Source organism: Pseudomonas sp. OF001 (assembly GCF_904426495.1).
Lineage (GTDB): Bacteria > Pseudomonadota > Gammaproteobacteria > Pseudomonadales > Pseudomonadaceae > Geopseudomonas.
On sequence record NZ_CAJGBM010000065.1, the window covers coordinates 21,289 to 36,059 of the forward strand.

11 protein-coding genes and 1 tRNA gene are annotated in these 14,771 nt (G+C 67.7%); 8 read left to right on the top strand and 4 right to left on the bottom strand.

The annotated features are described in order from the left end of the window. Positions 1-56 precede the first annotated feature (56 nt). Positions 57-572 (bottom strand): GspH/FimT family pseudopilin, encoded by a 516-nt coding sequence (locus RA210_RS21145; RefSeq protein ID WP_136489143.1) that lies wholly within the window; start codon positions 570-572, stop codon positions 57-59. A 230-nt stretch (positions 573-802) separates the two neighbouring features. Between RA210_RS21145 and thiO the strand changes: the two genes are divergently transcribed. Then, entirely contained in the window at positions 803-1,906 is a 1,104-nt protein-coding gene (gene thiO, locus RA210_RS21150; protein ID WP_201487914.1) for a glycine oxidase ThiO, read from the top strand. A 22-nt stretch (positions 1,907-1,928) separates the two neighbouring features. Next, a tRNA-Thr gene (locus RA210_RS21155) sits at positions 1,929-2,004 on the top strand. Between the two features lie 73 nt (positions 2,005-2,077). Here RA210_RS21155 and nadC read toward each other — a convergent pair. Continuing rightward, the gene (gene nadC, locus RA210_RS21160) at positions 2,078-2,926 is read right to left on the bottom strand and encodes a carboxylating nicotinate-nucleotide diphosphorylase (RefSeq protein ID WP_201487915.1); all 849 of its coding nucleotides are present in this window, start codon (positions 2,924-2,926) and stop codon (positions 2,078-2,080) included. Positions 2,927-3,245: 319 nt separating this feature from the next. Here nadC and RA210_RS21165 point away from each other — a divergent pair, with 319 nt between their 5' ends. The 3 genes from RA210_RS21165 (at position 3,246) to ampE (ending at position 7,111) form a co-directional block, all read left to right on the top strand. Further along, positions 3,246-5,663 carry a DUF1631 domain-containing protein gene (locus RA210_RS21165; RefSeq protein WP_201487916.1) on the top strand — a complete coding sequence of 806 codons (2,418 nt, stop codon included), beginning with the start codon at positions 3,246-3,248 and terminating at the stop codon, positions 5,661-5,663. Between the two features lie 63 nt (positions 5,664-5,726). Next, positions 5,727-6,287: a 1,6-anhydro-N-acetylmuramyl-L-alanine amidase AmpD gene (ampD, locus tag RA210_RS21170; protein WP_136489162.1), complete on the top strand. Its 561-nt coding sequence runs from the start codon at positions 5,727-5,729 to the stop codon at positions 6,285-6,287. Then, positions 6,284-7,111, top strand: a complete 828-nt coding sequence (ampE, locus tag RA210_RS21175) for a regulatory signaling modulator protein AmpE (RefSeq protein WP_201487917.1) — start codon at positions 6,284-6,286, stop codon at positions 7,109-7,111. Before ampD ends, ampE begins: the two co-directional genes overlap by 4 nt. A gap of 4 nt (positions 7,112-7,115) precedes the next feature. Here ampE and RA210_RS21180 read toward each other — a convergent pair whose 3' ends face one another. Together RA210_RS21180 and RA210_RS21185 are read right to left on the bottom strand one after the other, a co-directional pair. Next, positions 7,116-7,895, bottom strand: coding sequence for a TatD family hydrolase (locus RA210_RS21180; protein WP_201487918.1), 780 nt, complete (start codon positions 7,893-7,895; stop codon positions 7,116-7,118). Between the two features lie 60 nt (positions 7,896-7,955). Further along, positions 7,956-9,539, bottom strand: a complete 1,584-nt coding sequence (locus RA210_RS21185) for a peptide chain release factor 3 (RefSeq protein WP_201487919.1) — start codon at positions 9,537-9,539, stop codon at positions 7,956-7,958. Between the two features lie 378 nt (positions 9,540-9,917). Between RA210_RS21185 and RA210_RS21190 the strand changes: the two genes are divergently transcribed. From RA210_RS21190 to RA210_RS21200, 3 genes are all read left to right on the top strand, one after another. Continuing rightward, positions 9,918-11,084, top strand: coding sequence for a type III PLP-dependent enzyme (locus RA210_RS21190; RefSeq protein WP_136489166.1), 1,167 nt, complete (start codon positions 9,918-9,920; stop codon positions 11,082-11,084). Between the two features lie 217 nt (positions 11,085-11,301). Next, positions 11,302-12,414, top strand: a complete 1,113-nt coding sequence (locus RA210_RS21195) for an alpha-hydroxy acid oxidase (RefSeq protein WP_201487920.1) — start codon at positions 11,302-11,304, stop codon at positions 12,412-12,414. Positions 12,415-12,560: 146 nt separating this feature from the next. Then, entirely contained in the window at positions 12,561-14,765 is a 2,205-nt protein-coding gene (locus RA210_RS21200) for a TonB-dependent receptor (RefSeq protein WP_201487921.1), read from the top strand. Positions 14,766-14,771: the final 6 nt, after the last annotated feature.

Here is a 14,771-nt window from a genome sequence, read left to right on the forward strand (position 1 = left end):
CTGGAGGCCAGTCGCTCGGGACAGGCGCATCGAATGGGCGACGAGCGGTCGATGGCCTATTCGCAAGTGGTGATTTCGCCGATGCGCTGGCTGCGTATGCGGCCGGAAAGGCTGATGACCAGTTGGTGTTGGGGTTGGTTGTTCATGCACAGTGTCAGAGTCCCATTGGCTGCACGAGTGGTTCCATTGGCCTCGAAGTGCAGGTGCGCCTGTTGCCCGAAGCGGGACCAGCGCCATGTGACATCGTCGGGTAGCCTGATCTGGCGGATCAGGCGTTCGCCTGTCTCGAATCGGCCATTCCGGTTGCTGTCCTCGAACACCAGCAGGTTGCGGCCCCAGGTTCGGGAGCCATCGCAAGCGGAGCTGCCGGAGCAGATGCCGATGGTCGTTCGTTCCAGAACGGCTGAGGCGCGGGCATGGTTTAGCTCTCCCAAGAGCTGGTTGACGGCTTGGGTCTGGCGGTTTTTGCGCAGCATCTCGCTAAAGGAGGGAGCTGCAATGCCCAGCAGGATGCCTGCGATGAGCAGGCATGCCATGAGTTCGAGCAATGTTTGTCCACGCATCGCTTTCATGGATTCGACGTCCGTGTCGGAACCTGGATGAGGCTGCAACGGATTCTAGGGGGATTCCGCGCGGCAGATTGTGATCGCCAGCCGGTTGTGAAGCCTGTACCGGTGGTGGATCGGATTTTTGCTGGCATGGCTGTGCCCGGCTGCGAAGCGTAGACTCTGCAAGCAGATCGGTAGCGTGCTGGACCAGCCTTTTCCCGAGTACCCTCACAATCTGTCTGCCTGGAATCTTCATGCACAACATCCTCATCATCGGCGCCGGGGCTATCGGCCTGCAGTCGGCGCGTCTGCTGGCCCAAGCCGGCTGTTCCGTCACCCTGCTCGATCAGTCCGCCGTGGGCGGCGAGGCTTCCTGGGCCGGTGGCGGCATCGTCTCGCCGCTCTATCCGTGGCGTTACAGCCCGGCGGTGACGGCGCTGGCGCACTGGTCGCAGGACTTCTATCCGCGCCTGGCCGACAGGCTGATCGAGGAGGGCGGGGTCGATCCCGAGGTGCACGTCACCGGGCTGTACTGGCTGGATCTGGAGGACGAGGCCGAGGCGCTGGCCTGGGCCGCGCGCGAGGGGCGGCCGCTGCGCTCGGTGCCGATGGCCGAGGTCGAGGCGGCGGTGCCGGTGCTGCGCCACGGCTACCGGCACGCGATCCACATGGCCGGGGTGGCCAACGTGCGCAATCCGCGCCTGCTCAGGTCGCTGCGTGCGGCGCTGGCGCAGCTGCCCAACGTCGAGATCCGCGAGCACTGTGCCGTCGAGGGCTTCCTGCGCGAGGATGGTCGGGTGGTCGGTGTGCAGACCAGGCAGGGCGAGCTGCTTGCCGATGCCGTGGTGGTCGCCGCTGGCGCCTGGAGCGGCGAGCTGCTCAAGAGTCTCGGCCTCGCGCTGCCGGTGGAGCCGGTCAAGGGGCAGATGATCCTGTTCAAGTGCGCGGCGGATTTCCTGCCGAGCATGGTGATGGCCAATGGGCGCTACGCGATCCCGCGCCGCGACGGCCATATCCTGGTCGGCAGTACCCTGGAGTACGAGGGCTTCGACAAGACGCCGACCGATGAGGCGCTGGGCAGCCTGCGCGCCTCGGCCATCGAGCTGCTGCCGGCGCTGGCCGACGCCGAGGTGGTCAGGCACTGGGCTGGCCTGCGTCCGGGCTCGCCGGACGGTATCCCGTTCATCGGTCCGGTGCCGGAGCACGACGGGCTGTGGCTGAACTGCGGGCACTTCCGCAACGGTCTGGTGCTGGCGCCGGCCTCCTGTCAGCTGCTGAGCAACCTGCTGCTGGGCCAGGCGCCGATTGTCGACCCGGCGCCCTACGCGCCCGCCTTGCGCCTGCGCCGGGCTCAGTGATAGCCTTCGCGCCACGTTTTTCGCCGGTGTAGCTCAGTCGGTAGAGCGGCTCATTCGTAATGAGAAGGTCGAGGGTTCGATTCCTTTCACCGGCACCACTGCTTCAGACCAGACAGCCCGTTGCGCTTCGATGCGCAACGGGCTGTTTTGCTTTGCGCGGTCGCAAAGCGCTTACAGGCTCAGACGCATCGACAGGTCGATGGCCTTGACGTCCTTGGTCAGGGTGCCGATGGAGATGTAGTCGACGCCGGTTTCCGCGTAGCTGCGCAGGTTGTCTCGATTGATGCCGCCGGAAGCCTCCAGCTTGGCGCGGCCGGCGGTGAGGGCGACGGCGGTGCGCATGTCGTCGTGGTCGAGTTCGTCGAGCATGATGATGTCGGCGCCGGCCTCCAGGGCCTCGCGCAGTTCCTCGAGGTTCTCCACTTCCACCTCCACCGGGCGGCCCGGGGCGATCCGATGGGCGGCGGCGACGGCCTGGGCGATGCCGCCGCAGGCGGCGATGTGGTTCTCCTTGATCAGGAAGGCGTCGTACAGGCCGATGCGGTGGTTGTGGCAGCCGCCGCAGGTGACCGCGTACTTCTGTGCCAGGCGCAGGCCGGGCAGGGTCTTGCGGGTGTCGAGCAGCTTGACCGCGGTGCCCTCGACCAGGTCGGCGTACTCGCGGCAGCGCGTGGCCACGCCGGAGAGCAGCTGCAGGAAGTTCAGTGCGCTGCGCTCGCCGCTGAGCAGGGCGCGCGCCGGGCCTTCGAGGGTGAACAGGGTCTGGTCCTGCATGGCCCGCTCGCCGTCGGCGATGTTCCACTGCACCTGCACCCGCGGGTCGAGCTGGCGGAACACCTCGTCGACCCAGGCGGTGCCGCAGATGGTGGCCGCCTCGCGGGTGATGATGCGCGCCCGCGCCTGGCGTTCGGCGGGGATCAGCTGGGCGGTGATGTCGCCGCTGCCGACGTCCTCGGCAAGCGCGGCGCGCACGTTGGCGGTGATTTCGGCGCCGAGATCGGCAAGGCGAAGGTTGGGCATGACGGGCTCCCTGTGCATTTTCGGCGGATTATAGGCTTTTCGCCGCAGGCCGGCTTTTTCGCGAAAGGCAAAGACGGTCATGGTGCTTGTGTGATCTGCCGCAGGATCCTGCAATCGGCCTGCTCTGCTGGCACCTTGCCCTCCCTATAATCGGGCCATCGCCTGTCGCAACGCGGGACGTTGTGCAGGCCCAAGCTACGAATAGTCGCGTCGGCCCTGCCCGGGTCGCCGGCCCGAGGGAAGTACCATGTCCATTGGAGCGAAAGTCGTCCCGCTGCAAGTCGGGGCCGCCATGCGCTCGCCGACAGCGGAGCGTTCTATGCCTGCCGGTCTACAGCCGCTGCGCGAGCAGGCGCGGCAGTTTCTCAAGCAGGGCTTGCAGCGCGTACTCGATGCGGCGGACGACAGCCTGTTCGAGATGTGCGGGCGGGTCGCCAGCAACGCCGATCAGCAGGAGCTGTTCGATGCCATGCGCACGCTGCGCCTCAAGCGCGAAAGCATGGAAAAGTCCGTGCTGGACGGGCTGGACAAGGCATTTCGCGAGGTCGGCGCCCAGCACCACCAGGCCGTCATGGACGTCCTGCCGGCTGGCCTGCTGTCGCTGGTGAGTCATGACGAACTCGAGGAGTCGGTCGCCATCAAGACGATGGTGATGCGCTCGCTGAGCGAGCATGGTGCCGAGTTCAATCCGTTGCAGCAGCGCCTGCAGGCCCTGGTCGGCGTACCGGTCACCGAGGACAACAATCCGCTGTCGGCCCGCACCCTGTGCACCCTGATGCTCGACGCCCTGCGCCCGCTGGAACTGAAGATCCAGGTGCGCCTGCTGTTGCTCAAGCTGTTCGAGAAACACCTGCTCAAGTCCGTCGGCGAGCTGTATGCCGCCGTCAACGATCAACTGATCGCCGCCGGAGTCCTGCCCGACCTGCAGCTGCACACCCCGCGTCCGTCGCGTGCAGCCGCTGGCGAGCGGGCGGCGGTGGCCGAAGGCCGGGAGGCCGGGGCGCAGGTGGCGCTCGGCGAGCTGCGCGAGCTGCTGGGCCAGGTGCGGGGCGCGGCGTCGACCGCGCCGGCCGATGCGGTGCCGATCACCCAGGGCGATCTGACCCGCCTGCTGTCGGTCCTCCAGCGCCAGCCGTCGGGGGGCGCTGCGAACCTGCGCCAGCAGCTGGATGGCCTGCTCGCGCGCGCCAGCGCCAACAGCCCGCGTCCGCGGGTGATCGGCAAGCTGGACGAGGACGTGATCACCCTGGTCTCCATGCTGTTCGAGCAGGTGCTCGGCGATGCGGAGTTGCCCGAGCCGCTGCGTGGCCCCATCGGCGACATGCAGGTTCCGCTGCTCAAGGCGGCGATCCTCGACCAGGGCGTGTTTGCCGAGCAGAGCCATCCGGCGCGCCAGCTGCTCAACGAGGTGACCGTCGCCGCGCGCGACAGCGAGGATCTGGCCGATATCCACCGCGACCGCCTGCGCAGCAAGATCGAGCAAGTGTCGCAACGGCTGCGCGAGGACTTCACCGATGATCCGGGGGTATTCGCCAGGCTGCTCGAGGATTTCAGCCGCTTCAGCGCCAGCGAGCGCAAGCGTGCGGTACTGCTCGAACAGCGTCTGCTGGAGGCGGAGGAAGCGCGGGCGCTGCGGGAAAATGCCCGTCAGCAGGTCGACCGGCTGCTCAGCGAGCGTCTGCACGGGCTGACCCTGCCGGCCGCCATCGTCCAGGGGCTGGAACGTGGCTGGGGCGGCTTGCTGCAGCTGATCCTGCTGCGCGAGGGCGATGCTTCTGCAGGGTGGTGCGGGGCGCTGGCCACGCTCGACGAGCTGCTGGCCCGGGTGGCGCCGCTGCGCAGCCGCGAGGATGCCCGCCTGCTGCAGGAGCCGCGGCGCAGCGAGTTGCTCGCCGAGCTGAGGCGCGGTCTGGAGCGGGTGGCCTACGAGCCCTTCGAGCAGCAGCGCTTCTTCCAGGAGCTGACCCAGTGGCAGCGCAAGCTGCTCGCCGATTTCCGCGATGGCCTGGTCGAGCCCGTGGCGCCGCCGGCAGTGCTGGATTCGCCCGAGCCGCTGCGGGAGCCTTCGGTCGAGTCGGTCGAGTCGGCTGCCGAACTTGTGCCGGGCGGCGAGCCGCTCGTGCCGGGCGTGGCGGTCGAACTCGCGGCCGAGGAGCCGGTTGCGTCGGCGACCATGCCCGAGATTCCGCTGCTGGACGCCGGCGAGGCGCTGCGGGAAACGGTTGTGGTTGCCCTGCGTCAGGGCGCGCACGACGACGCGCAGTTCGACTGCTGGGAGCGTGCGGTAGCCGAGGTGGTCGAGAGGCTGCCGGAGCCTGTCCGCGAGGAAGCGGTTGCCGCGGTCGCGGAGCTTCCGGGCCAGGCGCTCGACGTGGTCGAAGTCGATCCGCCCGCTCAGGCAGAGGCGTCGGCGCAGGCGGAAGCTCCGGCGGCGGTCGAGGCCGTGGTGATAGACGAGGCGCACTGGGCGCTGGTCGATGGCCTGGGAGCCGGCAGTTGGGTCGAGTTCTGCGCCGACGATGGCAGCCGGCAGCGCTGCAAGCTGGCGGCCTTCATCCGCGTCAGCGGGGAGTACATCTTCGTCAATCGCGGCGGCGCCAAGGTCGCCACCTACGATCGTGCCGGCCTGGCCCGGGTCTTCGCCTGCGGCGCGGCGCGGCTGATGGACAACGCCCAGCCCTTCGATCGCGCGCTGCAGGCGATCATCGGCAACCTGCGCGAGATGCGCGAAGCCTGACGGCGCGCCGGCTTGGCGGGGGCGGCGGGCTGCTCTAGAGTGGCGGCAACCAAGGAGCCGCCCATGCAGATCGACCCCCGGACCGGCTGGTGCGCCAGCGCCCAGCACTGTCCATCGCCCAACTTCAACATGCGACCGAGCGGCGAGGTGTCGCTGCTGGTCATCCACAACATCAGCCTGCCGCCGGGGCAGTTCGGCACCGGCCAGGTGCATGCGCTGTTCCGCAACGAGCTGGATCCGCAGGCCCATCCCTATTTCGCCGGCATCGCTCACCTGCAGGTGTCGGCGCACTTCCTCATCGAGCGCGACGGCAGCCTGATCCAGTTCGTCTCCTGCAACGAGCGCGCCTGGCATGCCGGGGTGTCCTGCTTCGCCGGCCGCGAGCAGTGCAATGACTTCTCCCTCGGCATCGAGCTGGAGGGCACCGACGAACTGCCCTACAGCGACGCCCAGTACGCCACCCTGCGTGACTTGACCCGCGCGCTGATGCGCGTCTATCCGGACATCACCCGCGAGCGCATCTGCGGCCACAGCGACATCGCGCCGGGACGCAAGAGCGACCCCGGCCCGGCCTTCGACTGGCCGCGCTACCTGGATTCCCTGGCCACGGAGCGGCAGGCATGAGCTTTCTGGTGTTGCTGCTGGTCGTGCTGCTGGAGCGGATCGGCCACTGGCGCGAGCGGGTGCAGCAGGATGGGCCGTTGCGCGCCGCCCTGGCGCGCGTCGAGGCCGAGCCCCGGCTGGCCGGGCGTCCGCTGCGCCAGCTGGCGCTGCTGTTCGGCATGCCGTTGCTGCTGCTCGGCCTGCTGCTGTGGATGCTGGCGCCGCAGGCCTACGGCATCCTGCTGCTGCCGGTGCATGTGCTGGTGCTGCTGTGGAGTCTCGGTCGTGGCGATCCGCAGCTCAGCCTGGCACCGTTCCGCGACAGCTGGCAGCGCGGCGATGTCGAGGCGGCCTATCTGGATGCCCGTCGCGACCTCGGCGTGCAGGCCGAGGATGCGTCGAAGCTGCTGGCCGAGGCGCAGGGTTTCCTGCTCTGGCAGGCGTATCAGGGGTTCTTCGCGGTGGTGTTCTGGTATGCCGTGCTCGGTCCGCTGGCGGCGCTGGCCTATCGCCTGCTGGCGCTGCTGGTCGAGCATGCCGGCGACGCCGGGCTGCGCCGCTGGGCGGCGCGCCTGCGCCATGGCCTGGACTGGCTGCCGGCTCGCCTGCTGGTGCTGAGTCTGGCGCTGGCCGGCAACTTCATCGCGGCCAACCGGGTGTTCTGGGCGTACCTGTTCGACCTGCGCGCGAGCGCCACGCAACTGGTGGCCGAGGCCGGACGGGCCGCGGCCGATGCCCTGCCGGGGCGGGGCGGCGTGGAAACCCTCGACGAGCTGTGGCAGCTGCTGCGCCGAACCGGCCTGCTCTGGTACAGCGCCCTGGCGCTGGCAATCCTGCTGCCCTGAGGGCTCAGCACCAGCCGAACAGCTCGCGCGCGTTGCGGCTGCTGGCAGCGGCCAGTTCCTCCGCGGCGATGCCGCGCAGCCCGGCCAGCGTGGCGCAGATCTCGGGCAGGTATTCCGGGCTGTTGCGTCGACCGGCGTGCATGCTCGGCGCCATGTCCGGTGCGTCGGTCTCCAGCACTATGGCCTCCAGTGGCAGCTGCGCCACCACCTTGCGCAGGCGGTTGGCCTGCGGCCAGGTGGCGGCGCCGCCGAGGCCCAGCCGGAAGCCGAGCTTCAGGTACTCCCTGGCCTCCTCGGCGCTGCCGGCGAAGGCGTGCACGATGCCGCCGCGCGGCAGCCGGTAGCGTTTGAGGGTGGCGATGGTGGCGGCGTGGGCGCGGCGCACGTGCAGCAGCGCCGGCAGCGCGAACTCCGCCGCCAGCGCGAGCTGGGCCTCGAACAGCGCCTGCTGGCCTTCGCGGTCGAGTTCCTCGAGGTACCAGTCGAGGCCGAATTCGCCGAGGGCGCACAGCTTGGGGTGGCCGGCCAGGCGTTCCAGCCAGCCGCGCAGCTCGGTCAGATGCTCCGGGCGGTGCTGCTGCAGATAGATCGGATGCAGGCCGAAGGCGGCATGCAGGCCGTCCTCTTTCTGTACCAGATCCCACAGGCGCTGCCAGTTGGCCTGGTAGACGCCGAGCACCACCAGCTTCTCCACGCCCAGCGCGCGGCAGCGCTCCAGCACGGCGTCGCGGTCGGCGTCGAAGTCGGGGAAGTCGAGGTGGGTGTGGGTGTCGATCAGCTGCATGGGGATCTCCAGGCATCTGTCGCAAGTGTAGCGGGCGCCGTGAGGGCGCCCGCCCGGGGCTCAGTGATGCTCGCGGGTGGCGCGGAACTTCACGTCCGGCCAGCGCTCTTCCATCAGGCTGAGGTTGACGCGGGTCGGCGCCAGGTAGGTGAGGTGGCCGCCGCCGTCGATGGCGAGGTTCTCGTAGGCCTTGTCCTTGAACTCCTTGAGCTTCTTCTCGTCGCTGCACTCGATCCAGCGCGCCGACCAGACGTTGATCGCCTCGTAGGCGCACTCGACCTTGTATTCCTCCTTGAGGCGGCTGGCCACCACGTCGAACTGCAGCACGCCGACCGCGCCGAGGATGATGTCGTTGTTGCGCTCGGGGAAGAACACCTGGGTGGCGCCTTCCTCGGCCAGCTCCTGCAGGCCCTGGCGCAGCTGCTTGGACTTCAGCGGGTCCTTGAGGCGCACGCGGCGGAACAGCTCCGGGGCGAAGTGCGGAATGCCGGTGAAGCCGAGCACCTCGCCTTCGCTGAAGGTGTCGCCGATCTGGATGGTGCCGTGGTTGTGCAGGCCGATGATGTCGCCGGCATAGGCTTCCTCGAGCATCTCGCGCTCGCTGGAGAAGAAGGTCAGCGCGTCGGCGATCTTCAGGTCCTTCTTGATCCGCACGTGGCGCATCTTCATGCCCTTCTCGTACTTGCCCGAGCAGATGCGCATGAAGGCGATGCGGTCGCGGTGCTTGGGATCCATGTTCGCCTGGATCTTGAACACGAAGCCGGAGAACTTCTCCTCGGTCGGCTCCACCACGCGCTCGTGGGTGGCGCGCGACAGCGGCTGCGGCGCCCAGTCGACCACCGCGTCGAGCACCTGGTCGACGCCGAAGTTGCCCAGCGCGGTGCCGAAGAACACCGGGGTCATCTGGCCGCGCAGGAAGGCGTCCTGGTCGAATTCGTGGCAGGCGCCCTGCACCAGCTCCAGCTGCTCGACGAAGTCGTCGTACTGGTCGCCGAGGTGCGCGCGCGCCTCGGCCGAGTCGAGGCCGTCGATGACGATCTGCTCGATGCGCTCGTGGCCGTGGCCCGGCTGGTAGACGATGACCTTGTCTGCGCTGAGGTGGTAGACGCCCTTGAAGTCCTTGTAGCAGCCGATCGGCCAGGTGATCGGCGCCGCCTTGATCTTCAGCACCGCCTCGATCTCGTCGAGCAGCTCGATCGGGTCGCGGATGTCGCGGTCGAGCTTGTTGATGAAGCTGACGATCGGGGTGTCGCGCAGCCGGCAGACTTCCATCAGGGCGATGGTGCGCGGCTCGACGCCCTTGCCGCCGTCGAGGACCATCAGCGCCGAGTCCACCGCGGTCAGGGTGCGGTAGGTGTCTTCCGAGAAGTCCTCGTGGCCGGGGGTGTCGAGCAGGTTGATCATGTGCTCGCGGTAGGGGAACTGCATCACCGAGGTGGTGATCGAGATGCCGCGCTGCTTCTCCATCTCCATCCAGTCGGAGGTGGCGTGGCGGTCGGACTTGCGCGATTTCACCGTGCCGGCGACGGCGATCGCCTTGCCCATCAGCAGCAGCTTCTCGGTGATGGTGGTCTTGCCCGCATCGGGGTGGGAAATGATGGCGAAGGTGCGGCGCTTCGCGACTTCGGCGGCCTGAGTGGTCATCGGAAAGGGAACCCGTCGACGGATAGTCGGTCTGTCAGAAAAGGCGGCGATTATAGCGGATGAGCCCCCCCGCTGACCGGTGAGTGATGAATGGGGGCGGTTTGGGGAAATTTCTGGTTGATCTTGACCCCCCATGGTCCTAAAGTTCGCGCCCGAACGTCCATGCTGGAAACGATCCATCCGGCTCAAGTACTGACGACGAGACAGCAAGGTCAACCCGCCATCGAGCACGACGCGCGGTTGACCTTTTTGCTTTCGGCGACATGCCTTGGGAAGTAGGCGAACCAAAGTGGGGAAACTGATCAGGCGTTCGCGGCCCTAGCTGGGCCACTCCACCACATTCATTTGTCGTTTGTTTTGCCATTTTGGAGCCCATGCATGTCCATCAAGGTTGAAGACTATTTCGATCGCGACACCTTCAAGAAGATGAAGGCACTCGCTGACCAGAAGGAAACTCCCTTCGTGGTGATCGATCTGCCCACCATCTCCCGTGCCTACGACCAGTTGGGCAGCTGCTTCCCGTTCGCCAAGACCTACTACGCGGTCAAGGCCAACCCGGCGGTGGAGATCATCGACCTGCTGAAGGAAAAGGGCTCCAACTTCGACATCGCCTCGATCTACGAGCTGGACAAGGTCCTGGCCCAGGGCGTCGGCCCGGAGCGCATCAGCTACGGCAACACCATCAAGAAGGCGCGCGACGTGCGCTACTTCTACGAGAAGGGCGTGCGCCTGTTCGCCACCGACTCGGAAGCCGACCTGCGCAACATCGCCAAGGCCGCGCCGGGCGCCAAGGTCTACGTGCGCATCCTCACCGAAGGCTCCACCACCGCCGACTGGCCGCTGTCGCGCAAGTTCGGCTGCCAGAGCGACATGGCCATGGACCTGCTGATCCTCGCCCGTGACCTCGGCCTGGTGCCCTACGGCGTGTCCTTCCACGTCGGCAGCCAGCAGCGCGACATCTCCGTGTGGGACGCCGCCATCGCCAAGGTCAAGGTGATCTTCGAGCGCCTCAAGGAAGAGGACGGCATCGAGCTGAAGATGATCAACATGGGCGGCGGCTTCCCGGCCAACTACATCGCCAAGACCAACAGCCTGGAAACCTACGCGGAAGAGATTATCCGCTTCCTCAAGGAAGACTTCGGCGACGACCTGCCGGAAATCATCCTCGAGCCGGGCCGCTCGCTGATCGCCAACGCCGGCATCCTGGTCAGCGAAGTGGTGCTGGTGGCGCGCAAGTCGCGCACCGCCGTGGAGCGCTGGGTGTTCACCGACGTGGGCAAGTTCTCCGGCCTGATCGAAACCATGGACGAGTCCATCAAGTTCCCGATCTGGACCGAGAAGAAGGGCGAGATGGAAGAGGTGGTGATCGCCGGCCCGACCTGCGACAGCGCCGACATCATGTACGAGCACTACAAGTACGGCCTGCCGCTGAACCTTGCCAGCGGTGACCGCCTGTACTGGCTGTCCACCGGTGCCTACACCACCAGCTACAGCGCGGTGGAGTTCAACGGCTTCCCGCCGCTGAAGGCCTTCTACCTGGCGTGAGCCGGGTGCTGTAGCCCGCATGGAAACGCCGCGACCTGTCGCGGCGTTTTCGTTTGTGGCGCACCTGCCGACCCCCGGCATTGCCATGGCTTGTGCTGGATCAAGGAAGCGGCCGATTGGCCTGTCGCGGGGGCTGGCGCCAACTTAGAATCATTCTCGAATGCGCGGGTGCAGCTTCGTTGTCCCGCGTCCCGCCCTGCGTTCGAGGAACCCGCCGATGCACCAGCCCCTGCCCAAGTTGCCGCAGATTCCTGCCGAGATCGCCGCGCTGGCCGACTACGAGCCCTTCGCCCGCGCCCGCATGAGCGAGCAGGCCTGGGCCTACATGGCCGGCGGCGCGGCGGACGAACTCACCCTGCGCGACAACTGCGCGGCTTTCCAGCGCCTGCGCCTGCGCAACCGGGTGCTGGCCGACCTGCGCGGCGGCGACACCCGGGTCACGCTGTTCGGCCAGACCTTCGATCACCCGATCTTCCTCGCGCCGGTCGCCTACCACAGGCTCGCCCATCCCGAGGGCGAGTTGGCCACCGTGCTGGGGGCCTCGGCGCTGCGTGCCGGCATGGTGGTCAGTACCCAGGCCAGCGTCGCGCTGGAGGAAATAGCCCGCCAGGCGCAGACGCCGCTGTGGTTCCAGCTGTACATCCAGCCCGACCGCGGCTTCACCCGCGAACTGGTACAGCGCGCCGAGGCGGCCGGCTACCAGGCACTGGTGCTGACTGTGGACGCCCCGGTCGGCGGCATGCGCAACCGCGAGCAGCGCGCCGGCTTCGTGCTGCCGCCGGGTGTCGAGGCGGTCAACCTGCGCGGCATGCGCCCGCTGCAGGCCAGCGCCGATCCCGCCGCCGGCAGCCTGCTGCTCGGCAGCCCGCTGCTGGCGGCGGCGCCGACCTGGGCGGACCTGGACTGGCTGCGCGGCCTGACCCGCCTGCCGATCCTGCTCAAGGGAGTGATGAGCGGCGCGGACGCCGGCCGGGCGCTGGCCGCCGGCGTCGACGGGCTGATCGTCTCCAACCATGGCGGGCGCACCCTGGATGGCCTGCCGGCGACCATCGATGTGCTCGCCGAGGTGGCCGCCGCGGTAGAGGGGCGCCTGCCGCTGCTGCTCGATGGCGGTATCCGTCGTGGCAGCGACGTGCTCAAGGCGCTGGCGCTGGGCGCGCGGGCGGTGCTGATCGGCCGTCCCTACATCTTCGGCCTGGCCACTGCCGGTGCGGTCGGCGTGGCCCATGTGCTGCAGCTGCTGCGCGCCGAACTGGAGGTCGCCATGGCACTGACCGGCTGCAGCGACCTGGCCGGCATCGGTCCCGAGGTGCTGTGGTACCCGCGTTGACGGCGGCGAGACGGCCCGGGATTGAGGCGGCGGGCAGAGGAGTTCCGCCGTTTTTGTAAAGTTAATGTAAAGATGACGCTGGCGGTCTTTACTGATAATTCTTCTCAAATAGAATCGCATCCCATTAAACCCAGGGAGTGATTCTCATGCGTGCCTTCGTCAAAGCCTCATCCCGTCAACCCCAGCGACTGCTGGCCTCGGCCGTCGGCCTGGCCGTGGCCTCCCTGGCCGTTCCGGCCCTGGCTGCGGAGCAGGGCGCCCTGCAGCTCGACAACGTCACCGTGCAGGGTGAGCAGGAGGCCAGCAGCTCCAAGACCGAGTCGGTCTCCTCGCCGAAATACACCGCGCCGCTGCTGGACACTCCGCAGACCATCAGCGTGGTGCCGCAGAAGGTGATCGAGGAGCAGCAGGCGCTGAGCCTGCGCCAGGTGCTGGCCAACGTCTCCGGCATCACCTTCAGCGCCGGCGAAGGCGGCGGCGGCTCCGGCGACAGCATCAACATCCGTGGCTTCGGCGCCAACGCCAACATGCAGATCGACGGCCTGCGCGACAGCGCGCAGACCAACCGCACCGACACCTTCAACATCGAGGCGGTCGAGGTCATCAAGGGCCCCAACTCGGTGTTCGGCGGCAGCGGCACCACCGGCGGCAGCATCAACCAGGTCACCAAGCAGCCGGTCGGTCGCGACTTCACCCGCCTCGGCGGCAGCCTGGGCACCGACAACTACCACCGCCTGACCCTGGACACCAACCAGACCCTCGACGGGGTCGGCACCGACAGCGCCTTCCGTCTCAACCTGATGGCCCACGAGAACGACGTGCCGGGCCGCGACGAGGTCGACCGCGAGCGCTGGGGCATCGCCCCGTCCCTGGCCCTGGGCCTGAGCGAGGACACCCGCCTGACCCTGAGCTACTTCCACCAGACCGACGACATCCTGCCCGACTACGGCGTGCCGGCCCTCGACGGCAAGAAGCTCGCCGGCGTCGACCGCGAGGCCTACTTCGGCTTCAGCAACATCGACAAGGACGAGATCGAGACCGACTCCTTCACCGTCAAGCTGGAGCATGCCTTCAACGACAGCCTCAGCCTGCAGAACCTGACCCGCTACAGCCGCATCGACCGCGACGTGGTGATTTCCGCCTCCCACGTCAACACCACCGGCGTGCCGGCGGGCAGCTACGTGCCGGCCGGTCCGCAGGGCTACGGCCGCGACGTCAGCAGCGACCTGTGGATCAACCAGACCAACCTGCGCGCCGACTTCGACACCTTCGGCCTAGTTCACAGCCTGGCGACCGGCGTCGAGGTGTCCCGCGAGACCTACGATCGCACCACCTACAGCTATGGGCTGGATTTCACCGGTCGCAGCTTCGACCTGGCCAACCCGCCGGGCCACTACACCGGCCCGATCAACAAGGCGGACTCGGCGGATACCTCGACCGAGCTGACCAATCAGGCGGTCTACGTCTTCGACACCATCGCCCTCGCCCCCCAGTGGGATCTGAACCTGGGCCTGCGCTACGACTGGGTCGACGGCGAGTACAAGAACGTCGCGCTGCCGGCCGGCACCCTCACCAAGCTGGACACCAGCGACGAGATGCTCAGCGGCCGTGCCGGCCTGGTCTACAAGCCGGCCGACAACGGGCGCATCTACGTCGCCTACGGCACCTCGTTCAACCCCTCGGCAGAGTTCCTCGCCTCCAGCGGTACTGGCGTGAGCGCTGCAACCACCGACCTCGAGCCGGAGGAGAACGAGACCTGGGAGCTGGGCACCAAGTGGGAGCTGTTCGACCGTCGCCTGGAGCTGGACGCCGCGGTGTTCCGCGTCGAGAAGACCAATGCCCGCGAAACCATGGCTGACGGCAGCACCCAGCTGGCCGGCGAGCAGCGCGTGCAGGGTGTCGAGCTGGGCGTGACCGGCCACATCACCGAGCAGTGGGACGTCTTCGCCAACTACACCTTCCTTGACAGCGAGACCCTCAAGGCGGCTGACACCGCCGCCGGTCGCGCCCGGGAAGGCCAGGCGCTGGCCAACACCCCGCCGCGCTCGTTCAACCTGTGGACCTCCTACGAGCTGCCGGCCGGCTGGACCCTGGGCTACGGCGCCCGCTACGTCAGCGAGCGCAATGTCGCTACCAGCGGCACCGCCAAGCTGGACGACTACTGGCTGCACAACGCCATGGTCGGCTATCAGGTCAACAGGAGCCTCGACCTGCAGCTGAATCTCAACAACCTGTTCGACGAGGACTACGTGGCCCAAGTGCGGCAGACCCCGGGTACCGCTGCCCGTTCGGCTGCCATCGAGTACGGCGACGGCCGCTCGGCGATCCTCTCGGCCAACTATTCCTTCTGACCGTAA

Coding starts and splice junctions, on each gene's coding strand:
- RA210_RS21145 (WP_136489143.1), bottom strand. CDS start 572: ATGAAAGCGATGCGTGGACAAACATTGCTCGAACTCATGGCATGCCTG.
- thiO (WP_201487914.1), top strand. CDS start 803: ATGCACAACATCCTCATCATCGGCGCCGGGGCTATCGGCCTGCAGTCG.
- nadC (WP_201487915.1), bottom strand. CDS start 2,926: ATGCCCAACCTTCGCCTTGCCGATCTCGGCGCCGAAATCACCGCCAAC.
- RA210_RS21165 (WP_201487916.1), top strand. CDS start 3,246: ATGCCTGCCGGTCTACAGCCGCTGCGCGAGCAGGCGCGGCAGTTTCTC.
- ampD (WP_136489162.1), top strand. CDS start 5,727: ATGCAGATCGACCCCCGGACCGGCTGGTGCGCCAGCGCCCAGCACTGT.
- ampE (WP_201487917.1), top strand. CDS start 6,284: ATGAGCTTTCTGGTGTTGCTGCTGGTCGTGCTGCTGGAGCGGATCGGC.
- RA210_RS21180 (WP_201487918.1), bottom strand. CDS start 7,895: ATGCAGCTGATCGACACCCACACCCACCTCGACTTCCCCGACTTCGAC.
- RA210_RS21185 (WP_201487919.1), bottom strand. CDS start 9,539: ATGACCACTCAGGCCGCCGAAGTCGCGAAGCGCCGCACCTTCGCCATC.
- RA210_RS21190 (WP_136489166.1), top strand. CDS start 9,918: ATGTCCATCAAGGTTGAAGACTATTTCGATCGCGACACCTTCAAGAAG.
- RA210_RS21195 (WP_201487920.1), top strand. CDS start 11,302: ATGCACCAGCCCCTGCCCAAGTTGCCGCAGATTCCTGCCGAGATCGCC.
- RA210_RS21200 (WP_201487921.1), top strand. CDS start 12,561: ATGCGTGCCTTCGTCAAAGCCTCATCCCGTCAACCCCAGCGACTGCTG.